Origin of the sequence: Streptomyces herbicida (assembly GCF_032656585.1) — a bacterium.
In the GTDB taxonomy this organism is placed as follows: Bacteria; Actinomycetota; Actinomycetes; order Streptomycetales; family Streptomycetaceae; genus Streptomyces; species Streptomyces herbicida.
In genome coordinates this window covers 14,830-36,179 of record NZ_JAUYWJ010000025.1, presented here as the reverse complement: position 1 = coordinate 36,179, position 21,350 = coordinate 14,830, and the positions used below count along the sequence as shown (strand labels likewise).

19 protein-coding genes are annotated in these 21,350 nt (G+C 68.8%); 13 read left to right on the top strand and 6 right to left on the bottom strand.

Annotation, left to right across the window (positions count from 1 at the left end; all coding sequences use genetic code 11):
* Positions 1–6: 6 nt before the first annotated feature.
* From Q8A52_RS38980 to Q8A52_RS38940, 9 genes are all read left to right on the top strand, one after another.
* Entirely contained in the window at positions 7–366 is a 360-nt protein-coding gene (locus Q8A52_RS38980; protein ID WP_316760689.1) for a DUF4233 domain-containing protein, read from the top strand.
* Positions 367–430: 64 nt separating this feature from the next.
* The gene (gene ndk, locus Q8A52_RS38975; protein WP_316760686.1) at positions 431–844 is read left to right on the top strand and encodes a nucleoside-diphosphate kinase; all 414 of its coding nucleotides are present in this window, start codon (positions 431–433) and stop codon (positions 842–844) included.
* A gap of 1,164 nt (positions 845–2,008) precedes the next feature.
* Positions 2,009–3,028, top strand: coding sequence for a rod shape-determining protein (locus Q8A52_RS38970; RefSeq protein WP_004001297.1), 1,020 nt, complete (start codon positions 2,009–2,011; stop codon positions 3,026–3,028).
* A 116-nt stretch (positions 3,029–3,144) separates the two neighbouring features.
* Entirely contained in the window at positions 3,145–4,086 is a 942-nt protein-coding gene (gene mreC / locus Q8A52_RS38965) for a rod shape-determining protein MreC (RefSeq protein WP_316760664.1), read from the top strand.
* Positions 4,087–4,099: 13 nt separating this feature from the next.
* Entirely contained in the window at positions 4,100–4,777 is a 678-nt protein-coding gene (gene mreD, locus Q8A52_RS38960; protein ID WP_316760661.1) for a rod shape-determining protein MreD, read from the top strand.
* A gap of 83 nt (positions 4,778–4,860) precedes the next feature.
* Positions 4,861–7,110, top strand: a complete 2,250-nt coding sequence (gene mrdA / locus Q8A52_RS38955; protein WP_316760658.1) for a penicillin-binding protein 2 — start codon at positions 4,861–4,863, stop codon at positions 7,108–7,110.
* Entirely contained in the window at positions 7,107–8,306 is a 1,200-nt protein-coding gene (gene rodA, locus Q8A52_RS38950; RefSeq protein ID WP_316760655.1) for a rod shape-determining protein RodA, read from the top strand. Before mrdA ends, rodA begins: the two co-directional genes overlap by 4 nt.
* Positions 8,307–8,558: 252 nt before the next feature.
* Positions 8,559–10,070: a CYTH and CHAD domain-containing protein gene (locus Q8A52_RS38945; protein WP_316760654.1), complete on the top strand. Its 1,512-nt coding sequence runs from the start codon at positions 8,559–8,561 to the stop codon at positions 10,068–10,070.
* 71 nt (positions 10,071–10,141) lie between these two features.
* Positions 10,142–12,121, top strand: a complete 1,980-nt coding sequence (locus Q8A52_RS38940) for a TIGR03960 family B12-binding radical SAM protein (protein WP_316760651.1) — start codon at positions 10,142–10,144, stop codon at positions 12,119–12,121.
* A gap of 289 nt (positions 12,122–12,410) precedes the next feature.
* On the opposite strand, the gene Q8A52_RS38935 is transcribed toward Q8A52_RS38940, so the two are convergent.
* The 4 genes from Q8A52_RS38935 to arsM form a co-directional block, all read right to left on the bottom strand.
* Entirely contained in the window at positions 12,411–12,881 is a 471-nt protein-coding gene (locus Q8A52_RS38935; RefSeq protein ID WP_316760648.1) for a VOC family protein, read from the bottom strand.
* A 400-nt stretch (positions 12,882–13,281) separates the two neighbouring features.
* A complete protein-coding gene (locus tag Q8A52_RS38930; protein ID WP_316760646.1) occupies positions 13,282–14,448 on the bottom strand; it encodes a PP2C family protein-serine/threonine phosphatase in 1,167 nt (388 codons plus the stop codon).
* 24 nt (positions 14,449–14,472) lie between these two features.
* Positions 14,473–14,631, bottom strand: a complete 159-nt coding sequence (locus Q8A52_RS38925) for a hypothetical protein (RefSeq protein ID WP_316760643.1) — start codon at positions 14,629–14,631, stop codon at positions 14,473–14,475.
* A 610-nt stretch (positions 14,632–15,241) separates the two neighbouring features.
* Entirely contained in the window at positions 15,242–16,132 is an 891-nt protein-coding gene (gene arsM / locus Q8A52_RS38920; RefSeq protein WP_316760640.1) for an arsenite methyltransferase, read from the bottom strand.
* A gap of 104 nt (positions 16,133–16,236) precedes the next feature.
* On the opposite strand from arsM, the gene Q8A52_RS38915 reads away from it, so the two are divergent.
* The 4 genes from Q8A52_RS38915 to Q8A52_RS38900 all read left to right on the top strand — a co-directional run bounded on the left by Q8A52_RS38915 (position 16,237) and on the right by Q8A52_RS38900 (position 18,031).
* The gene (locus Q8A52_RS38915; protein WP_316760638.1) at positions 16,237–16,617 is read left to right on the top strand and encodes an ArsR/SmtB family transcription factor; all 381 of its coding nucleotides are present in this window, start codon (positions 16,237–16,239) and stop codon (positions 16,615–16,617) included.
* Positions 16,614–17,357, top strand: coding sequence for an MIP/aquaporin family protein (locus Q8A52_RS38910; protein WP_316760635.1), 744 nt, complete (start codon positions 16,614–16,616; stop codon positions 17,355–17,357). Before Q8A52_RS38915 ends, Q8A52_RS38910 begins: the two co-directional genes overlap by 4 nt.
* A 25-nt stretch (positions 17,358–17,382) precedes the next feature.
* Positions 17,383–17,793, top strand: coding sequence for an arsenate reductase ArsC (locus Q8A52_RS38905; RefSeq protein ID WP_316760632.1), 411 nt, complete (start codon positions 17,383–17,385; stop codon positions 17,791–17,793).
* A 115-nt stretch (positions 17,794–17,908) separates the two neighbouring features.
* Positions 17,909–18,031, top strand: a complete 123-nt coding sequence (locus tag Q8A52_RS38900) for a hypothetical protein (protein WP_316760629.1) — start codon at positions 17,909–17,911, stop codon at positions 18,029–18,031.
* Between the two features lie 103 nt (positions 18,032–18,134).
* On the opposite strand, the gene Q8A52_RS38895 is transcribed toward Q8A52_RS38900, so the two are convergent.
* The gene (locus tag Q8A52_RS38895; RefSeq protein ID WP_316760626.1) at positions 18,135–19,631 is read right to left on the bottom strand and encodes an FAD-binding oxidoreductase; all 1,497 of its coding nucleotides are present in this window, start codon (positions 19,629–19,631) and stop codon (positions 18,135–18,137) included.
* Between the two features lie 176 nt (positions 19,632–19,807).
* A complete protein-coding gene (locus tag Q8A52_RS38890) occupies positions 19,808–21,163 on the bottom strand; it encodes a flavin monoamine oxidase family protein (protein ID WP_316760624.1) in 1,356 nt (451 codons plus the stop codon).
* Positions 21,164–21,350: the final 187 nt, after the last annotated feature.

The following is a 21,350-nucleotide window of genomic DNA, read 5'->3' as shown; positions in this document are numbered from 1 at the left end:
AATTTCATGCGTACGCTCTGCTCCTCGACCCTGATCGGTGAGGTTTTCATCATCGGCTTCGCCGGGCTGGTGGCGATGAAGGACCCGAACCTGTCGACGACCACGGTGTGGACGGTCAGCGGGATCGCGATGTTCCTGTGCGTGGTGCTGTGCGGCGTGGTGACGCGCCCCGGCGGAGTGGCCCTCGGCTGGGGCCTTCAGCTCGCGCTGATCGCCTCCGGAGTGTTCGTCCCCACGATGTACTTCATGGGGGCGCTGTTCGCGGCGCTGTGGTGGGCTTCCGTGCACTACGGAAGAAAGATCGACGAGGCCAAGGCCCGCTTCGCTGCGCAGGCCGGGTCGCCCACTACACCTGACGCTGCGTAACAGGTGCCCGGACACGCCCTGTAACCTCGTCCCACCGCACACGTCAGTAAGAAGGAGCCTTCCCGTGACCCAGCGCACCCTCGTCCTCCTCAAGCCCGACGCCGTTCGTCGCGGCCTGACCGGCGAGATCATCAGCCGTATCGAGCGGAAGGCCGGCTGGCAGATCACCGCGCTGGAGCTGCGCAAGCTGGACCAGGAGACCCTGGAGCAGCACTACGGCGAGCACAAGGGCAAGCCCTTCTACGAGCCTCTGGTCGAGTTCATGGCCTCCGGCCCGGTCGTCGCCCTGATCGTCGAGGGCGAGCGCGTCATCGAGGGCCTGCGCGCCCTGGCCGGCCCCACCGACCCGATCGCCGCGGCGCCCGGTTCCATCCGCGGCGACTACGGCGTCATCGTCCGCGAGAACCTGATCCACGCCTCCGACTCGGAGGAGTCGGCGGAACGAGAGGTCAAGATCTTCTTCCCGGGCCACGCGTAACCCTCCGGGGGCGCGGCCGGCACGACTCCCCCGGCCGTCGGCCGGCTCGGGCCCGTCGACCTGGGTGACTCGGCGGTTCGGGGACCTGTTGGGTCGCACACCGAGTGGCCCGCGGGTCTGAGTCCTGGGCGGCCGCTGGTCCGGTGGGCTGCCGGTTCGGTGGGCTGCCGGTTTGGGTGGCTTGCCGCTCGGGTGGCTCCACGGCCCGATGGTCCGCCGGCCTTGACGCCCCGCGCCTCGTGGCCGTGGATGCCGTGGATGTGCATGGTCCGTCGGTCCGGCCGGCTCGGCGGTCCGGGGCGCTCGGTAACTTCTTCTCCGGCCGTGCGGATTCCTCCGGGGGCTCGCCGGCCCGGCTCCCCGACGGGCGGTCGGGCCGGGGCCCGTCGGTCGGGGTGAGTCGGCGATCGGGGCGTGTTGGGTCACAGGCCGAGCGGTCCGCGGGTCTGGGACTTGGGCGGCCGCTCGGTTCGGTGAGCTGCCGGTCCGGGTGGCTCCGTGGCCCGAAGGTCGGTCGGCCTTGATGCGCCTCGTCTCGTGGTCGTGGACGTACGTCGTCCGCCGGTCCGGCCCGCCGGCCCAGGGGCTCAGTCACTTCTTCCCGTGCGGAACCCCCTCCGGGGGCTCGCTCGCGCGGACTCCTGACGGCCGCCCGGTCCGGTTCAGGTGTGGGTGCGTATTGTCCGGCGGGTCGGTCGGCTTGGCGAGCCGGGGACTTGGTGTGTCGGGCCGCGGGCGGCCCCGTGGCCGGGGGTGTCTTTTGCGCCGGATGGTCGGGATGGGTGTGGTTCATCGCGGCCGGGTGAAGTGCCGTGTCGTTGGCGGAAGCCGTGCGCGCAGCGGTTCCCGGCGGGTCGCTCCGGCAAATTTTCGTGGATTTTTTTGATGGCATGTCAGTTCGGTCGGCCCGGCTGACCTGCGGCGGGCGTACGTTTTCAGCCGTCGCTTGGCATATGCGTGGCGATCGGGGGAACGAGTGCCCCCGATGGGCCGTCTCCAGAAGCGAGGCGGCGCACCGCATGCTGACAATGGCGAAGACCCTCGCGCAGTGTTCGTGCAGGCGCGTCTACGATGGAAGCCTTCACGTCACAGCACCCACCTCGCCGACCTGAAAAGCCCTCAAAAGCTCGTGGGAAGGCCAGACGAATCCTGATGGGGAACTCAATGTCGTTCATTGGCCGTGACATGGCTGTCGACCTCGGGACCGCCAACACGCTGGTGTACGTCAGGGGTCGCGGGATCGTACTCAACGAGCCGTCCGTCGTCGCGATCAACACCAACACCGGTGGCATCCTGGCGGTCGGCGCGGAGGCGAAGAAGATGATCGGGCGGACCCCCGGCAACATCGTTGCCGTACGGCCGCTGAAGGACGGCGTCATCGCCGACTTCGAGATCACCGAGCGGATGCTCCGCTACTTCATTCTGAAGATCCACAAGCGGCGGTATCTCGCCAGGCCGCGCGTCGTCGTCTGCGTGCCCTCCGGCATCACCGGCGTCGAGCGCCGCGCCGTCATCGAGGCGTCGTCCCAGGCCGGCGCCCGCCAGGTGCACATCATCGAGGAGCCCATGGCCGCGGCCATCGGCTCCGGTCTGCCGGTCCACGAGGCCACCGGCAACATGGTGGTGGACATCGGCGGCGGCACCACGGAGGTCGCGGTCATCTCGCTCGGCGGCATCGTCACCGCCCAGTCCATCCGCGTCGCGGGCGACGAACTGGACAACGCGATCATCCAGCACATCAAGAAGGAGTACAGCCTCCTCCTCGGTGAGCGGACCGCGGAACAGATCAAGATCACGATCGGCTCGGCGTACGACCTCGACTCTGACGAGCACACCGAAATCCGTGGCCGGGACCTCGTCTCCGGGCTGCCCAAGACCGTCGTCATCTCGGCCGCCGAGGTGCGCAAGGCGATCGAGGAGCCCGTCAACGCCATCGTCGACGCCGTCAAGACGACGCTCGACAAGTGTCCGCCGGAGCTGTCCGGCGACATCATGGACCGAGGAATCGTTCTGACCGGCGGCGGCGCCCTGCTGCGCGGTCTCGACGAGCGGCTGCGCCGCGAGACCGGCATGCCGATCCATATCGCCGAGGACCCGCTGGACAGCGTCGCGCTCGGCTCCGGCAAGTGCGTCGAGGAGTTCGAGGCGCTCCAGCAGGTCCTGGACGCCCAGCCGCGCAGATGACGTAACTCTTCGATTCCGCCGTACGAGATGATCTCCTCTCGTACGGCGGATCGTTGATATAGAGGCATGAGCTCCCACAAACTCCATTCCAATGAGGAAGGGCACGGCCGCCGCACGTGAGGGACACGAAAGAGAGCCGGCTGCTCCTGGTGCTGCTGATCGCCATCGCGTTCGCATTGATCACGGTGGACATCCGCGGCGGCCAGAACTCCCCGGTCGACGGTGCCCGGCAGGCCGCGGCCGCGGTCTTCGGTCCGATCGAGAACGGGGTGTCGTCGGCGGTCGATCCCGTCGGCAACGCCGTCTCCGCCATCCGCAACTCGGGCGAACGGCACGACCGGCTGGCGAAACTGGAGAAGGAGAACGCGGCCCTCAAGGCGAAGCTCGGCAGCGACGACCGCAACCGCAGCCGCCTGAGGCAGCTCGACAAGATGCTGAAGGTGGCCGGCGAGGGCCAGTACGGCATCAAGGGCGCCCAGGTCATCGCGATAGGAGCGGCCCAGGGCTTCTCCTGGACCATCACCATCGACGTCGGCGCCAACGACGGCATCAAGCGGGACATGACCGTGCTCAACGGCGACGGTCTCGTCGGGCGGGTCACCACCGTCGGCCCGGACGCCTCCACCGTGTTGCTCGCCAACGACCCCGACTTCACCGTCGGCACCCGTATGGAGGGCAGCGACGAGCTCGGCTTCGCCTCCGGGCAGGGCGACCGCCCGCTGCGCGTCGAACTCCTCAACGGCAAGGCGGAGGTGAAGAAGGGCGACCGGCTCATCACCTTCGGCTCCCAGGCCGACAAGCCCTTCGTGCCCGGCGTCCCGGTCGGCATCGTCTCCAGGGTCGACCCTTCCGGCGGCGGCCTGACCCGGACCCTCTACGTCACGCCGTTCGTCGGCTTCACCAAGCTCGACATCGTCGGTGTCGTCGTCGAGGCCCCGAAGAAGGACCCGCGCGACGAGGTGCTCCCGGCCAAGCCCAAGCCGACCCCCACACCGACGGTGACCGTCACCGTCACCCCGTCCGCCGACGCGACCGCCACCGACCAGCAGCAGCAGTAGGAGCTGAATCCCCATGCGTGTCAACCGGATCCTGCTCTCCACCGCCCTGGTAGTCGTCGCCCTGGTCGTCCAGGTGAGCGTGCTGTCCCGGCTCCACCTCCCGGGTGCCGTGCCCGACATACTGCTGCTCACCGTCCTGGGCCTGGCCATGGTGTACGGCCATGTGGGCGGCGCCCTGGTCGGTTTCGGCGCCGGACTGCTCGCCGACCTTGCTCCGCCCGCCGACCACGCCGCCGGCCGCTACGCCCTGGTGCTGTGCGTCATCGGCTACTGCGCCGGACTCATCAAGCCGGAGAACGGCCGGCTCAAGTCGGCCACCGGCCCCATGCTCGTGGTGGTCGCCGCGGCGATCGGCTCGACCATGCTGTACGCCGGAGTGGGCGCCCTCGTCGGCGACACCGCCGCCCGCCATGTCGGCCTGGACAGCCTGCTGATCACGGCCGCTCTGTACGACCTGCTGCTCGCGCCGTTCGTCGTCCCCGGGATCATGGCCCTGGCCCGCCGCGCCGAGAACGACCCCCTCGGGGAGAGCGGTTCCGGCGCCAAGACCACCGACATCTCCTCCGGCTGGCTCTCCTCCGGCACGGGCCTGCGCATCGGCGGCCAGCGCGGCGGCCTCGGCAGCCTCAAGACCAAGGCCCGTACCCGTACCACCCGCGTCGGCCGCATCAAGGGGGTCAAGCGGCTGTGAGGTCACACCAGTTGGTCGGGGGCCGGTCGCACAGGTTCGTCGTATATGAGTCGTACACACACTGAGAGGGGGAGGCAGCCACAGTGACCAATATTCCCGAGACCGGACGGACCCCACGGGTCCAGATCCGGCTCGTCGTGATCCAGATCCTCGTCCTCTCCCTGCTCGGCACCCTCGGCGGCCGCCTGTGGTACCTGCAGATCCGGGAGGGCGCCGCCTACGCCAAGGAAGCGTCCGGCAACCACGTCCAGCAGGTCGTCCAGCCCGCCGTGCGCGGCTCGATCCTGGACGCGCGCGGGGTCCCGATCGCCGACAACGAGACCCGCTTGGTCGTCTCCGCGTCCCGTACCGACCTGCTCAAGCAGAAGGACGACGGCAAGGGGGTGCTCACCAAGCTGGCGGGGGTCCTCGGCATGGACCCCAAGGAGGTCATGCAGAAGGTCCGGCTGTGCGACGCCAAGACCCCGCAGCCCTGCTGGAACGGCTCGCCGTACCAGCCGATCCCGATCACCGACGAGGCCAATGCCAAGCAGGCCCTGCAGATCCGCGAGCGCTCCGAGGACTTCCCCGGCATCACCGCCGAGCCGGAGGCCGTGCGCCGCTACCCGGCCCCCGGCAAGTCCAACACCGCGCAGGTCCTCGGCTATCTCTCCCCGGTCACCGACGACGAGATCCAGCAGGCCAAGGACACCGAATCGCCGTATCTGCGCTCCGACATGGTGGGCCGCAGCGGCCTGGAGCGCCAGTACGACAAGGAACTGCGCGGCAAGGCCGGCGTCACCCGCTACGAGGTCGACAACCTCGGCCGGGTCATCGGCAAGGCCAAGTCGGACGCCGCCGAGCCCGGCTCCAACCTGGTCACCAGCATCGACTCCCGCGTCCAGCGGGTCGCCGAGTACGAGCTGAACATGGCGATGAAGAAGGCCCGCCAGCAGTTCGACAAGATCACCGGCGAGAACTACAAGGCCGACTCCGGCGCCGTCGTCGTGATGGAGGCCAAGACCGGCCGGATCGTCGCCATGGCGTCCGCGCCGAACTACGACCCGAACGTCTGGGTCGGCGGCATCTCCGCCAAGGACTACAAGAAGCTCACCGGCAAGAACTCCGACTACCCGCTGCTCAACAGGGCCATACAGGGTCAGGCGGCGCCCGGTTCGACGTTCAAGGTGGTCTCCACGGCCGCCGCGGTCCAGGCCGGTTACGTCTGGGACGGCGGCTACCCGTGCACCAGCTCCTACTCGGTGGGCGGCCAGGTCTTCAAGAACTTCGAGGGTGAGAGCTTCGGCCCGATCTCGCTCGGCAAGGCCCTGGAGGTCTCCTGCGACACCGTCTTCTACGGACTCGCCGACCGCGAGTGGAAGAGGGACGGCGGCATCAACCCGAAGAAGGGCGAGCCCAAGGACTGGTTCTTCAAGACCGCCCACCAGTTCGGCCTCGGCAAGCAGACCGGCGTCGACCTGCCCAACGAGGTCACCGGCCGTGTCCCGGACCGCCAGTGGAAGCTGAACTACTGGAAGGCCAACAAGGACGCCTGGTGCAAGTCCGGCAAGAAGGACGGCTCGTACGTCGAGAAGATCGCGTACGAGAACTGCCTCGAGGGCAACAAGATGCGCGAGGGTGACGAGATCAACTACTCCATCGGCCAGGGCGACACCCTCGTCACGCCGATCCAGGAGGCCGCGATCTACGGCGCCGTCGCCAACGGCGGCACCATGTACCAGCCGACCATCGGCAAGGCGGTCATCAGCGCCGACGGCAAGTCCGTGCAGGAGATCAAGCCCAAGAAGAACGGCAGGCTGCCGGTCAGCAAGGCCACCCTCAAGGGCATGAACGAGGCCTTCGCAGGCGTCATCACCCGCGGTACCGCCGCCTGGAAGTTCGGCGGCTGGCCGCAGGACAAGATCGCCCTGCACGCCAAGACCGGTACCGCCGAGGTCTACGGCAAGCAGACCACGTCCTGGCTGGCGACCTACTCCAAGGACTACACGGTCATCATGACCATCGCCCAGGCCGGTACGGGTTCCGGCGCCTCCGGTGAGGCCGTGCGCAACATCTACAGCGCGATGTACGGCGTCCAGCCGGACGGCTCCATCGACAACAAGAAGGCGCTGCTGCCCACGCCGGAGAAGAACCTGCCGAAGGTCCGCACGGACGGCACGATCAAGTCCCCGAAGGTGTCCAAGGACCCGGCCAAGGACGTGCAGGCCACCCCGTCGGGATCGCCCTCCCCGGACGCGTCGCAGCCCGCCGCGACCACCGCCTCGCCCGAGACCGGCAACAGCAACACCCGCAGGCGCCGTCGCCGCCGGGGAAGCCGAAGGATGCTCACATGACCGGCGCGAACAGCTTCTCCGTCTCCGGATACGGCCCCGCGCGCGCAGGCTGGACCCGTTTCTTCGCCCGTGATTCGCTGGCCCGCCGCCTGGACTGGCCGATAGTGCTGGCCTCGCTCGCCCTGTCCCTGCTCGGTTCGCTGCTGGTGTACTCCGCGACCCGCAACCGGACCGAGATCAACCAGGGCGACCCGTACTACTTCCTGCTCCGGCACGTCATGAACACCGGCATCGGGCTCGCCCTGATGGTCGGCACGATCTGGCTCGGCCACCGCACCCTGCGCACGGCCGTGCCGATCCTCTACGGCATCTCGGTGTTCGGCATCCTGCTGGTGCTCACACCGCTCGGCTCGACCGTCAACGGCGCGCACTCCTGGATCGTGCTCGGCGGCGGCTTCTCGCTCCAGCCCTCGGAGTTCGTGAAGATCACGATCATCCTGGGGATGGCGATGATACTGGCGGCCCGCGTGGACGCCGGTGACAAGAAGTACCCCGACCACCGCACGGTCCTGCAGGCCCTGGGCCTGGCCGCCGTACCGATCCTGATCGTGCTGCTCATGCCCGACCTCGGCTCGGTCATGGTCATGGTGATCATCGTCCTGGGGGTGCTGCTCGCCTCGGGTGCCTCCAACCGCTGGGTCTTCGGCCTGCTCGGAGCGGGCGCGCTCGGCGCGATCGCCGTCTGGCAGCTGCACATCCTGGACGAGTACCAGATCAACCGCTTCGCGGCCTTCGCCAACCCGGACCTCGACCCCGCGGGCGTCGGCTACAACACCAACCAGGCCCGCATCGCGATCGGCTCGGGCGGTCTGACCGGCGCGGGCCTCTTCCACGGCTCGCAGACCACCGGCCAGTTCGTGCCCGAACAGCAGACGGACTTCGTCTTCACGGTCGCGGGGGAGGAACTGGGCTTCGTCGGCGCCGGCCTGATAATCCTCCTCCTCGGCGTCGTCCTGTGGCGCGCCTGCCGCATCGCCCGTGAGACGACCGAGCTGTACGGCACGATCGTCGCCGCCGGAATCGTCGCCTGGTTCGCCTTCCAGGCGTTCGAGAACATCGGCATGACCCTCGGCATCATGCCGGTCACCGGTCTGCCGCTGCCGTTCGTGTCGTACGGCGGCTCGTCGATGTTCGCGGTGTGGGTGGCCGTGGGGCTGCTGCAGTCGATCCGGGTGCAGCGGCCGATGTCGGCGTAGCGGGAGAGCCGTATACCGGGGGAGGAGTCCACCGCCCGGGTCGCTCTGTGCCCGGTCACCGAGGAACTGGCCGACGGGACCTACGTCGACGGCAGTGTCTCAACGCCCTTCTCCCCGGACGGGCAAAGGTAGCCACTTTCCAGGTGGACCCTTGCTGCGGGTGCTGGTCACCTTCTGATTTCCCGGAGTTTGCCTGTGATTCACCTTGATTGCGCTCTGCCATCGCGGCCCGCCTGCCACTAGATTCGATTCATGGCGGATGCGAAACGCGAGATCGAGCGCAAGTACGAATCCGACGACAGCGGGCTGCCCGACCTGACCGGCGTCGGCGGGGTGGCGGGCGTCCTCGACAAAGGCATCGTCGAGCTGGACGCCACCTACCACGACACTGCCGACGAACGCCTGGCGGCCGCCTCCATCACCCTGCGCCGCCGCACCGGCGGCTCCGACGCCGGCTGGCACCTCAAGCTCCCGGTGGCCCCGGGAGAGCGCGAGGAGATCCACGCCCCGCTCTCCGACACCCTGCCCGAGGAACTGGCCGCGCTGGTGCGCTCCCGGGTCCGGGACGCCGAACTGATCCCCGTCGTCCGGCTCCGCTCCGCCCGCGACCTGCGCCACCTCGTCGACGCCGACGGCAAACTGCTCGCCGAGGCCAGCGTCGACGCGGTGACGGCCGAGCGGCTCACCGAGGGCGGAGGCACCGCCCAGTGGACCGAGATCGAGGTCGAGCTCGCCGAGGACGTGGACCCGGTCGTCCTCGACAAGGTGGAGAAACGGTTGCGCAAGGCGGGCGTACGGCCGTCGAAGGCGCCGTCGAAGCTGGCCAGGGCGCTGGCCGACACCGCACCCGCCGCCAAGAAGGCCCGGCGCGCTCCGAAGAAGCCCGCCAAGCCCGTCACCGCCGGTGACCACGTCCTCGCCTACGTCCGCGACCAACGGGACGCGATCATCGAGCTCGACCCAGCCGTCCGCCGGGACGTGGAGGACTCCGTCCACAAGATGCGGGTCGCCACCCGCCGTATGCGCAGCACCTTCCGCTCCTTCGGCAAGGTCCTCGACCGCACCGTCACCGATCCGATCGGCGTGGAGCTGAAGTGGCTGGCGGCCGAGCTCGGCGTGGACCGCGACCGCGAGGTGCTCACCGAGCGCCTGATCGCCGCCCTCGACGCGGTGCCCCACGACCTGGTCTCCGGCCCCGTCCACGAACGGCTCCGGATCTGGGCCGGCGCCAGCCACGGCGGAGCGCGCAGCCGTCTCATCGGCGTCCTGGACTCCCAGCGGTATCTGACACTGCTCGACACCCTGGATGCCCTGGTCACCGACCCGCCGCTGCTGGAGGCGGCCGGCGGGAAGCCGGAGAAGGTGATCGCCAAGGCCGTACGCAAGAGCTTCGCGAAGGTCGCCGACCTGGTCGAGCAGGCGCTGGACCTGGAGCCCGGCCACGAGCGCGACCTCGGGCTGCACGAGGCCCGCAAGAAGGCCAAGCGGGCCCGCTACGCGGCCGAGGCCGCCACGCCCGCCCTCGGCGACCCGGCCGCGGCCCTGACCAAGGACATGAAGTCCCTGCAGACCCTGCTCGGCGACCACCAGGACAGCGTCATGGCCCGCCAGACCCTGCGCGAGCTGGCCGCCGTGGCACATGCGGCGGGAGAGAGCGCGTTCACCTACGGGCTGCTGTACGGGCGCGAGGAGCAGGGGGCGGCGGCCGTGGAGGCCGAGCTGCCGGGGGTCTGGAAGGGGATGCGGGCCGGGGCGTCCCTCTGAGCGTACGGGGGAGGCCTCCGAGCGGGTTACGCTTGATGGTCACCCCTGTCAGCTCACGAAGGTTCGTCGAGATGCCTGCCGAATCCGCCGAGGCCGCCGAGTCTGTGTTCCCGCAGCTCGAAGCTCTGCTGCCGCATGTGCAGAAGCCGATCCAGTACGTCGGCGGGGAGCTGAACTCCACGGTCAAGCCTTGGGAGTCCTGCGACGTGCGCTGGGCGCTCATGTACCCGGACGCGTACGAGGTCGGTCTGCCCAACCAGGGCGTCATGATCCTCTACGAGGTCCTGAACGAGCAGGAGGGCGTCCTCGCCGAGCGCACCTACAGCGTGTGGCCGGACCTGGAGGCGCTGATGCGGGAGCGCGGCGTCCCGCAGTTCACGGTGGACAGCCACCGCCCGGTGAAGGCCTTCGACGTGTTCGGCCTGTCGTTCTCCACGGAGCTCGGCTACACGAACATGCTCACGGCCCTGGACCTGGCCGGCATCCCCCTGGAGTCCAAGGACAGGGGGCTGGACGACCCGATCGTATTGGCGGGCGGCCACGCGGCCTTCAACCCCGAGCCGATCGCCGACTTCATCGACGCGGCGATCATCGGCGACGGCGAGCAGGCCGTGCTGGACATGACGAAGATCATCCGCCAGTGGAAGGCGGAGGGCCGCCCCGGCGGCCGCGAAGAGGTCCTCTTCCGCCTGGCGCGCACCGGTGCCGTCTACATCCCGGCGTTCTACGACGTCGAGTACCTGGCCGACGGCCGTATCGCCCGCGTGGTCCCCAACAAGTCGGGCGTCCCGTGGCGCGTGTCCAAGCACACGGTCATGGACCTGGACGAGTGGCCGTACCCCAAGCAGCCGCTGGTCCCCCTGGCCGAGACGGTCCACGAGCGCATGTCGGTCGAGATCTTCCGCGGCTGCACGCGAGGCTGCCGCTTCTGCCAGGCGGGCATGATCACCCGCCCGGTGCGCGAGCGCTCGATCACGGGCATCGGCGAGATGGTCGACAAGGGCCTGAAGGCGACGGGCTTCGAGGAGGTCGGCCTCCTCTCCCTGTCCTCCGCGGACCACTCGGAGATCGGCGACATCGCCAAGGGCCTGGCCGACCGCTACGAGGAAGACAAGATCGGCCTCTCGCTCCCCTCCACCCGCGTCGACGCCTTCAACATCGACCTGGCGAACGAGCTGACGCGCAACGGCCGCCGCTCGGGCCTGACCTTCGCCCCCGAAGGCGGCTCGGAGCGCATCCGCAAGGTCATCAACAAGATGGTCTCGGAAGAGGACCTCATCCGTACGGTCTCCACGGCCTACGGCAACGGCTGGCGCCAGGTGAAGCTGTACTTCATGTGCGGCCTGCCGACGGAGACCGACGACGACGTCCTCCAGATCGCCGACATGGCGACGAAGGTCATCGCCAAGGGCCGCGAGGTCTCCCGCTCGAACGACATCCGCTGCACGGTCTCGATCGGCGGCTTCGTCCCCAAGCCCCACACGCCCTTCCAGTGGGCCCCGCAGCTCTCGGCGGAGGAGACGGACGCCCGCCTGGAGAAGCTCCGCGACAAGATCCGCGGCGACAAGAAGTACGGCCGCTCGATCGGCTTCCGCTACCACGACGGCAAGCCCGGCATCGTCGAGGGCCTGCTCTCCCGCGGTGACCGCCGCATCGGCGCCGTCATCCGCGCGGTCTACGACGACGGCGGCCGCTTCGACGGCTGGCGCGAGCACTTCTCGTACGACCGCTGGATGGCCTGCGCCGACAAGGCCCTCGCCCCCTTCGGCGTCGACGTCGACTGGTACACCACCCGCGAGCGCACCTACGAGGAGGTCCTCCCCTGGGACCACCTCGACTCCGGCCTCGACAAGGACTGGCTCTGGGAGGACTGGCAGGACGCCCTCGACGAGACGGAGGTCGAGGACTGCCGCTGGACGCCGTGCTTCGACTGTGGCGTGTGCCCGCAGATGGACACCCACATCCAAATCGGCCCGACGGGCAAGAAGTTGCTGCCGCTGACGGTCAAGAACGCTGGTCCGGCGCCTGCTGCGAGTGGGCACACGCACTGAGGTGAGCGAGGCACTCGATCGGGTGGCCGCGACTGCGGTCGTCGCTTCGCGCCCTCGTGCGGGCTCGTTCCAGGCTTGTGCGAGGCTGTGTGGCCTTTGAGCCCCTTCCCGTCTGGGAAGGGGCTCTCGGCGTGATGGCGTTTGAGCCCTGGATCTGGCGCTGTGAGGCCCTCGTCGGAGCCGAACCTCAACTTCCTCCAAGAGGCAGGCACACAGTGCATGAGGTCAGAAGCGTCGTGGGTGGGGCGGTCGGCCGCACGACGGCGGCGCATGTGCGGAACGCGGTGGGTCAGGCCGGGGTGTCGGCGTCCTGCGTGGAGGCCGCGAACGCCTCGGGGCCCTGCTCCGCCGCCGCCGGGTCCATCCACATGACCTGCCAGCCGTGGCCGTCGAGGTCGAAGAAGCTGCGTGAGTACATGAAGCCGTAGTCCTCGGCGTCATCCGCCTTGGAGCCGCCCGCCGCGAGCGCAGCGGCGCTGACCGTATCGACCTCATCGCGGGACGACACGCTGAAGCAGTACAGCGCCAGCGTGTGCGTGGTGGGGTCGGCCATCGGCAGTTTCGCGAACTCCGCGAACTTCTCGTGGCTGAGCAGCATGACGAAGGCGTGCTCGCCGACCAGCATGCAGGCGGCGGTCTCGTCGGTGAACATCGGGTTGAAGCTGAACCCGAGCTTGGCGAAGAACGCCTTGCTGCGCTCGAGGTCCGCTACGGGGATGTTCACGAACAGCATGCGGCCGGGGTGTGCGGGATTGGTCATGGTGGGTCTCCAGTCGGTGGCTCGATGGCGTACGTCCTGGTAGACCGGCCCAGCCGGCGGAACTCATCGGTGGATGTCAGTAGTGGGCTGCTGTCGTTCGTGAGCCGTGGCGGCGAACACGAGTATTTCCGATCGGATGATTTGCGGGTGACTGTACGACCGGTTGAGTCTCTTCCCTGCCGGGAGAGGGGACTCATTGGTGTCCGGCGCTGTGAAGTCAGTGATCCGTGGCTGAGCTGCAACTCTCTGCAGCTTCAAGGTGGCTTGCTCCGCTCGCCGCGCGCGGCCCGTCCCCTGGCGAGCTCTGCGCTCCTGTTTCTCCCCCAACTCCTGCCCGGCCGGCGCGCGTACCGCCGTCAGGCGCCTGATACCCGAGCGGTTCGGCAGCCCAGGCCGATCTCTACCGCATGTCCGCCTCACGAGGCATCGGCTCTTGTCCGATGTTGTGCCGGTCAGCGAGGATCATCGCCACATCGTCCGCCAGATCGCCCCGGGTGTGGCGGACCAACGCCTGGTGCAGTTGCTCCAGGAATGCCGGTGGGGAGGTATCGGCGCGTATCCCTTCCATGGTCTCCGGCAGGGCGAAGAATGCGCCGTCGCGGTCGCGGGCCTCGATGACGCCGTCGGTGTAGAGCAACAGGCGGTCACCTGGGGCGAACGGATAGCTGTCAGGCTTGTCGGGGAGGTCACTGGCGAGGTCTTCGAGGCCGAGCGGTGGCAACGGCGAGGGGGGCATCAGAGGCGTTGTCCTGCCCTGGTGCAGCAGTAGCGGTGGCGGGTGCCCACGGTTGATCAACTGCACCACGGGCTCGTCCGGCACCTGCGCGATGAGCGCCGTGATGAAACCCTCCAGCAGAACTTCCTCGGCATATGCACCCGGCACGGCGGCTTCCCGTCGCAGCGCAGCCGTACAGTGGTTCATGACCTCCACGAGCTCGTCCTCGTAGTGCACGGCTTCTCGGAAAGCGCCCAACACCACACCAACGGCTCGCACCGCGGACAGCCCCTTGCCCCGGACGTCTCCCACGATCATCCGGACGCCGTACGGCGTCTGCACGGCCTCGTACAGATCACCGCCCACCAGTGCGCCCGTCCCTGCCGCCAGGCACAGGCTGCCTGCCGACACTGGGCCCAGTCGTGCGGGCACGGGCCGCAGCACGACCTCCTGGGCCGCCACGGCGATTCTGCGAACTTGGTCGAGCTCTCTCTGTCTGCGGGCCTGCACGGCACTGCTTGTGATGAAACCAGCCACGGAGACCAGGCCCAGAGCAAGGAAATTGGTGTAGACCTGCAGGGTGCCCCAGGCGTCGTTATAGGTCGCGGTGGTCACGCTGATCGCCAGGGCGAGAGCCGTGGCCGCGGCGGTGCCCTTGGGCCCCATCGTCACTGCCGCAAGCGCCGGAACCGCGGTGAGAAAGGGGCCGGTGTAGATGAAGTGCGCAGGCGTGAGCTCGATGACCAGAACGGCCAGCGCAATCAAGAAGGGCACGCACTGCATCAGCGTGAAGAGGACGCGGCCGCGACTGGCTGCTCCTGGCCGAGGGGGTGAGCGCAAGAGCGACTTCATGCACCAAGCCTGCCTCGCTGGAGCTCACGGCTCCACTCGCTTCAGGCCGTCGGGCAGCCCGGAGACCGGCCGGAATCCGCGTCGATCTTGGCAGGTCGACTGATGGTGCTCGGTGCGTCGGGAGCGCTTGAGCCCGGCGCGGCGGAGTCCGCAGGACAGCGGCTTGTGGGAATTGCGTCCCATCGCGCGCCTCCATCGGGTTTACTCCGATTGGACGCCGCCTCGAGAGCTGTAGGAAAGGCTCATAGGGCCTCATACTGTACTTATTGGATCACCGAGGAAGGCCTTTTATGGCCCACGGAGCCCACTCTGCTCCCCAGCCTGTGCCTCGCGCTAACCCGATCCTGGCCCGCGGCTGCGAATTGTGTCTGGGGTGGGGAACTGTGATCACCGATGAGGGGCGGCACGAACTGTGCCCGGCTTGCCAGACAGATGCGCGTGAGGCTGGGCAGACCGCAGTTGCGCCGTCTACCCGAGGGCGTGCCTGATTGCTGCCGGACCAGAGGCGACGTCGCCGGCTGTAAGCGGCCGGTGCAGGGCGGAACCACGGCCGAGACCTACGATCCCCCGCGGGCCCGCAGACGGTGGCAGCCACGGAATCCGATCCCAGGCCGCACCCGGACTCCGCCTGCCCCAAGGACAACTACAGCAAGGTCCACCGGACCTCGAAGCGGCTCGGTTCGGCCTCCTGACAGCCCGCCGAAGACGGGCAGCCCGAGTTCCCCTCCCTCGGTGACAAGTTCCTGACGTCAATGACGCTGCGGCCGGCGGCAGTCTTCCTCGCGGGAGTGCTTCAGCTCTGGCAACCGCAGCCCGATGCGGTCTTGGCCTCCGTGACCGTGACGGCCGGGTCCGCCGGGGTCTCGGCCGGGGTGCAGCAGGCGTTCACGCCACAGCAGGCGTCGGCCCGCTCGGTCGCCTCCGTCGCGGCCGCTGCGGCGGGCTTGGCGGCGCGCACGATCGCCGAGTGCATGCCGTCGGCGACGCCGTGGGTCGCAGTGATCTCGATGTCCGTGAAGCCTGCCGCTTCGAGTCCTTCGCGGTACTCGCTGAAGGAAAGGGCGCCCGCGATACAGCCGACGTAGTCACCGCGCTCGGCTCGCTGCTCGGGTGTCAGGGAGTCGTCTGCGACCACGTCGGACACGCCGATCCGGCCGCCGGGCTTCAGGACGCGGAACGTCTCCGCGAAGACAGCCGGCTTGTCCGTGGACAGGTTGATCACGCAGTTGGAGATCACGACGTCGATGGTGTTCGCGGGCAGCGGGATGGCCTCGATCGTGCCCTTGAGGAACTCGACGTTCGTGGCGCCTGCCTTCGTGGCGTTGGCCAGGGCCAGGGAGAGCATTTCCTCGGTCATGTCGAGTCCGAACGCCTTGCCCCTCGGGCCGACGCGTCGGGCGGAGAGCAGGACGTCGATGCCGCCTCCGGAACCGAGATCGAGGACGCGTTCCCCTTCGTGCAGATCGGTCACTGCGGTGGGGTTGCCGCAGCCGAGGGAGGCGGCCAGGGCCTCGGCGGGGAGCGTGTCGCGTTCGTCCGCCGGGTAGAGGGTGGAGCCGAAGGCCTCGTCGATCTCGACGGGCTCCGGCCCGCAACAGGTGGTGCCGCCCTCGACGACCTTGACGGCTGCTGCCGCGTAGCGCCGGCGGACGGTTTCGCGCAGGTCTGTGGACTGCTCGGACATGGGTCACTCCTGGATGGCGGGGCATGGCGGTGCCCGGAACGGCTTGTATTGACGTTCGTTGATGCAACCTTGCGCCTTGGATCGAAAAACGTCAACATAGAGGCATGGCGAAACAAGAGCTCGAAGTCCTCGGGCAGGACACGGACGGCGGTGCCTGCTGTCAGCGGCTCGCTGCCGCGCCGCTGGACGACGACCAGGTGGCGGAGCCGGCCAAGGCCTTCAAGGCTCTCGGTGATCCGGTACGGCTGCGGCTGCTGTCGATGATCGCTTCGCAGGACGGTGGTGAGGTGTGCGTCTGTGAGCTGACACCCGCCTTCGACCTGTCACAGCCGACGATCTCCCATCACCTCAAGCTCCTCCGGCAGGCGGGTCTCATCGACTGCGAGCGGCGCGGGACATGGGTGTACTACTGGGCGCTGCCCGATGCACTGGCCCGGCTGGCTTCGTTCCTGACGGTTCCCCGGGGCGCTGGAGCGACCGCGTGAATGCTTCGCTCGTGCGGCGTGCGGCGGCCGAAGCGGTCGGCACGGCAGCGCTGGTCGCCGTGGTGGTCGGCTCCGGCATTCAGGCAACCGAGCTGTCACGGGACGTCGGCGTGCAGCTGCTCGCCAACTCGCTTGCCACCGTCCTCGGCCTGGGCGTGCTGATCGCTCTGCTGGGTCCGGTCTCCGGCGCGCACTTCAACCCGGTCGTCACACTCGCCGTGTGGTGCACCGGTCGCGGGAGCGGCGACGGCATGACCGCACGGGAGGTGGCTGCGTACATCCCTGCCCAGATTGCCGGGGCCATCGGCGGCGCGATCCTGGCGGATGCGATGTTCGCCGAACCGCTCGTGAAGTGGTCCACCCGTGATCGCTCGGCCGGTCACCTGTGGCTGGGCGAGATCGTGGCAACCGCGGGGCTGATCCTGCTGATCTTCGGCCTGACTCGAACTGATCGCGCCCAGCTGGCGCCGGTGGCGGTGGCCTCCTTCATCGGATCCGCCTACTGGTTCACCTCGTCCACGTCATTCGCCAACCCGGCCGTGACCGTGGGCCGGGCCTTCACCGACACGTTCGCCGGCATCGCTCCGGCCTCCGTCACTCCGTTCATCGCGGCCCAACTGGTCGGTGCGGCTGTCGGCTTGGGCCTGCTCGTTGCGGTGTTCGGCCGCACGGCTACGACTGAAACGGGTGTCACGTCCCCTCATTCGGATGCCGAACTCCCCTCCATCTCCGCCCTCTGAACCACATCCCAGGAAGACCCGGCCCATGACTGTCCCCACCTCACGCCCGTCGGTGCTGTTCGTCTGCGTCCACAACGCCGGGCGCTCCCAGATGGCCGCCGCATTCCTCACCCACCTCGCAGGAGACAAGGTCGAGGTCCGCTCCGCCGGCTCCGCTCCGGCCGACACCGTCAACCCGGCAGTGGTGGATGCGATGAGGGAAGTAGGCGTCGACATCTCCGCGGAGAGGCCGAAGGTCCTGACCGTTGAAGCAGTACAGGCGTCGGACGTGGTGATCACCATGGGGTGCGGCGACACGTGCCCCGTCTTTCCCGGCAAGAGGTACCTGGACTGGCAACTCGACGACCCTGCCGGGCAGGGGGTTGACGCGGTGCGCCCGATCCGGGACGAGATCGAACAGCGGATCCGCGGCCTGGTGGCCGACCTGGTCGGCTGACGAGACGCTCCTGCCCCTGGCGCCGAGTACGAACCTCCGCCAGGTCCTCGACGGGGTCCGGTCGATCCTCTACTTCGGCGCCCGCCTCGACGCCGGACTCGCCCGAGCCTGGACCATGACGGGCATCGGGTTCGCGCTCTCGCTGCTTCTCGGACTGGGCCTGACCCATCTCTACGACCGCAGGGGCCTGCACCGCACCGCGCAGCTCGAGCCGGTCGCGTTCGCCACGGCTGCCTGATCCGCTCCCGGGCAGGGCTGCACGCTCGCGTCGCTCCGTACCGGCGGACCGTGCCAATGAGCCCCCTCCCCGGCCGGGGAGGGGGCTCATTCGGTTCAGTGGGTCAGCAGGACGCGGGTGGGATGCTCTGCTCGTACTGGAAGACGTTGTGCGGGTCGTACTTCGCCTTGATCTTGCGCAGTCGGTCGAAGTTGTCCCGCCAGTACGCGGTTTCCCAGTCCTGCTGCGCGATGTTCGGCACGTTGACGTAGGCGCCGTTCACGTAGGTCCGCAGGGCCTGGCTGAACTCGGCGATCCAGGCCTGGCACTCCGAGGTGAGCGGGTCGCAGACGCCCGGCTGGTCACTGCGCTTCCCCCAGCCGACGCCGGGTTCGGCGTAGAAGAGCGCGTCGCGGTGCGGGAACGCCGTGCCGCCGCGGGGGCTCCTCCTGACGTTCCCGCCGAAAGCCTGGACGAAGAAGTTGCTGTCATCCGTCGGGGCATTCTGGATGAACGAGTCGACGATGTCGATCGCGTCGCCCGGGAACGGCCTTCTGCTGAACTGCGAGTGGAACTTCCAGTTCGCCGGTTCGAGCTCGATCGGAATCTGGAATCCCGCGTATACGTCGCCCCAGTTACCGACCTGCGTAGTGACGTCCGGGCTGTCGATCGACAGGATCGGGTCCAGCAACCTCTTCGTCTCGTCCGGCGTTCCTTCGGGGAGAACCCCGAACAGGAAGATCTGGTTCCTGTGGATCTCGAGCTGGGTTCCGAGGCGGGCGTCGGTGGTCGGTGCCGTGCGCTGATACGCCTCGAGGATGGGGCGAAGTTGTTCGATGCCCTGCCACGTCGCCTGGAGATACGTGACGCTCTTCAGCGGAGCCAATTTGTAGGTCAGTGACGTGACGATGCCGAAGTTGCCGTTCCCCGCGCCGCGGAGCGCCCAGAGCAGGTCCGAGTTCTGGTGCAGGTCCGCCTGGATCGCCCTGGCGCACTCGGTACCCGACGGGACGACGATCTCGGCCCCCACCAGGCTGTCGCAGGCCATGCCGAGCCAGCGGGTGAGGAAGCCGAATCCGCCGCCGAGTGTCGCACCGGACAGGCCTACGCTGCCCTCCGTTCCGGTGGTCACCGCGAAGTTCTGCTTCGCGAGCGTGGTCACCGCTTCCAGCTGGTTGAGCCCGGAGCCGACCGTCGCGATACGCGAGTCGGTGTCGATGTGGACCGACTTCAGCTCGCTGATGTCGATCACGAGGCCGTTGTCCACGTTCGACCAGCCCTCAAGGCTGTGGCGGCCGCTGCGCACCCGCACCGCCACGTCGTTCTGCCGCGCCCACGTCAGGGCGTTGACCACGTCCTGGGTGTTCTGGGCGAAGACGATGACCAGCGGGTAGTGCGAGAAGAGCTGGTCCCAGCCGAGCCGCGCATCCGTGTACGAGGGGTCGTCGGGGCGGACGATGCGGCCGGTCAGCTCCGCCGGTGCGCACTTCCCACCCCCGGGCCCATCGTTCAAGGCGCTCGCGGCCGTGGCTTCTTCGGCCGTGATGCCAGGGACGATGACCGCGCCGGCGCCGGCGGCTGCCGTTGCCTTGAGCAGTCCGCGACGAGAAAAGTCCTGCATGGTCGGTATCCTCTCGACCGCCATTCGGCGTGATTCGATCCTTTGTGGATGATTTCAGCGAGGCGCAGATTAACAAGGGCGCGACCTTGGCGATATTGCCCGACACGCTAATTGGGCTGGATGGCGACTTCTTGGAGAGTGATAAACGGTGACGCCGGAATTGGAAAAATGAGTACCTAGTCGGTGGCCAGAACCTCGTGGGCGGCCCGTTCGCCGGAACGCACCGCGCCTTCCATCAGTCCGTGCATCAGGGTGGCGGATTCCGTGCCCGCCCAGTGGATCCGGCCCACCGGCCGGCGCAGTGCACTGCCGTAAGTGGTGAGAACACCGGGAGTGAAGTGGGCCATCATCCCGCCGAGCGACCAGGGTTCGGCCGACCAGTCCGTTTCCAGATAGTCGGTGGGTGTCAACGCCTGTGGACCGAAGCGTTCGGCGAGTGCCGCCAGCCAGCGCTCGCGCCGCTGCTCGGCGCCCATTCGGCCCAGGTGCAGGGCGCTGGGGCCGAACGCGTAGCTGCTGAGCACCCCCGGCCGTCCGGAGCGCGGGGTCTGGTCGATGGTGACGGCCACCGGTGACTGGGGCGCCAGGGTCTGCCCGGAGAGGTGCTGGCTGCGCCAGAACGGTTCGGGGTGGACGGTGTGCACCCGGATGATGGCTCCGGGGACCAGCCGTTGCAGCAGATGGCTGTGGACGGCGGGGAGTTGCGGGTCGAAGACGATCCGCGCCGCCGTCGCGGGCGGGGTCGCCACGATCACCCGCCGCGCCCGTACGGTGAGCCCGTCGCCGGTCACCTGGGCGCCGCCGCCGTTCTGGGCGATGCGTGCGACGGGACAGGAGAGCCGTACGGCCTCACCCAGGTCCTGGGCCATCCGCTGGGCGAGTTCCGGTACACCGCCGTCGACCAGGTGGGTCTCGGTGCGCCGGCTGTCGATGTAGTAGGTGAATCCGCCGCCGCCACGGGCCAGTACGAGCGAGCCCAGCAGCGAGACTTCGGCCGGGTCGGCGCAGAACAGCAGGCTCATCGTCGCCGCGGCCAGTCTGCGGGCCGTGGCCGAGGGCAGGTTGACGGGGGAGGAGAGCCACTGCCCGAGCGTGCGGGCGTCCATCGCCCGGGCGCCACGGGCCTGCCAGGGGGCGTCGGCGGGGAGGCGGCGCGCCATCCGGTCCAGGCGGGCGAAGGCCACACCGAGGGAGGCGACGGCTCCGGCGCCGACCTTGGGGATGGTGCCGCGGTAGCGGAGGTTGGCGCCGTCGAGGCGCACGATCTGGTCACCCTGTTCGTGCTGGGGATACACCGGCAGGCCGTACTCCCGGCAGAGCGCGAACATCCGCTCCTGCCCCTCGCCCAGCCAGGTGCCGCCCGCCGACACCACCGTGCCGCCGGGCATCCGCCGGTTCCAGACGCGCCCGCCCACCCGGTCCCTGGCCTCGAGGACCAGCACCCGGCGGCCGGCCCGCGCCAGTTGCCGTGCCGCGGCCAGACCCGCGAACCCCGCGCCGATCACGCACACATCCGCATCGCGGCTCTCCATGCTCCACCTCTACGGCGCCGCACGCAGCCATGCCGTCGCGCCGCGCCCATTGCCGTCCGGCGGTGGGCCGATGACACCTGTCCGGACGATCGGACCGGGTCCGGCCGGACAATCGGCCGGTCCCCGGCCGGGAGACCGGCCGGCTCGCCTCGTCGTGCGGCGGCGCCGGCCGGTCGCGGCGTGGGGT

Bases quoted from the DNA above. Each gene is read 5' to 3' on its own strand.
- Q8A52_RS38980 (WP_316760689.1), top strand. From the start codon at position 7: ATGCGTACGCTCTGCTCCTCGACCCTGATCGGTGAGGTTTTCATCATC.
- Q8A52_RS38970 (WP_004001297.1), top strand. From the start codon at position 2,009: ATGTCGTTCATTGGCCGTGACATGGCTGTCGACCTCGGGACCGCCAAC.
- mreD (WP_316760661.1), top strand. From the start codon at position 4,100: ATGCGTGTCAACCGGATCCTGCTCTCCACCGCCCTGGTAGTCGTCGCC.
- rodA (WP_316760655.1), top strand. From the start codon at position 7,107: ATGACCGGCGCGAACAGCTTCTCCGTCTCCGGATACGGCCCCGCGCGC.
- Q8A52_RS38945 (WP_316760654.1), top strand. From the start codon at position 8,559: ATGGCGGATGCGAAACGCGAGATCGAGCGCAAGTACGAATCCGACGAC.
- Q8A52_RS38940 (WP_316760651.1), top strand. From the start codon at position 10,142: ATGCCTGCCGAATCCGCCGAGGCCGCCGAGTCTGTGTTCCCGCAGCTC.
- Q8A52_RS38935 (WP_316760648.1), bottom strand. From the start codon at position 12,881: ATGACCAATCCCGCACACCCCGGCCGCATGCTGTTCGTGAACATCCCC.
- Q8A52_RS38930 (WP_316760646.1), bottom strand. From the start codon at position 14,448: ATGAAGTCGCTCTTGCGCTCACCCCCTCGGCCAGGAGCAGCCAGTCGC.
- Q8A52_RS38925 (WP_316760643.1), bottom strand. From the start codon at position 14,631: ATGGGACGCAATTCCCACAAGCCGCTGTCCTGCGGACTCCGCCGCGCC.
- arsM (WP_316760640.1), bottom strand. From the start codon at position 16,132: ATGTCCGAGCAGTCCACAGACCTGCGCGAAACCGTCCGCCGGCGCTAC.
- Q8A52_RS38915 (WP_316760638.1), top strand. From the start codon at position 16,237: ATGGCGAAACAAGAGCTCGAAGTCCTCGGGCAGGACACGGACGGCGGT.
- Q8A52_RS38905 (WP_316760632.1), top strand. From the start codon at position 17,383: ATGACTGTCCCCACCTCACGCCCGTCGGTGCTGTTCGTCTGCGTCCAC.
- Q8A52_RS38900 (WP_316760629.1), top strand. From the start codon at position 17,909: ATGACGGGCATCGGGTTCGCGCTCTCGCTGCTTCTCGGACTGGGCCTG.
- Q8A52_RS38895 (WP_316760626.1), bottom strand. From the start codon at position 19,631: ATGCAGGACTTTTCTCGTCGCGGACTGCTCAAGGCAACGGCAGCCGCC.
- Q8A52_RS38890 (WP_316760624.1), bottom strand. From the start codon at position 21,163: ATGGAGAGCCGCGATGCGGATGTGTGCGTGATCGGCGCGGGGTTCGCG.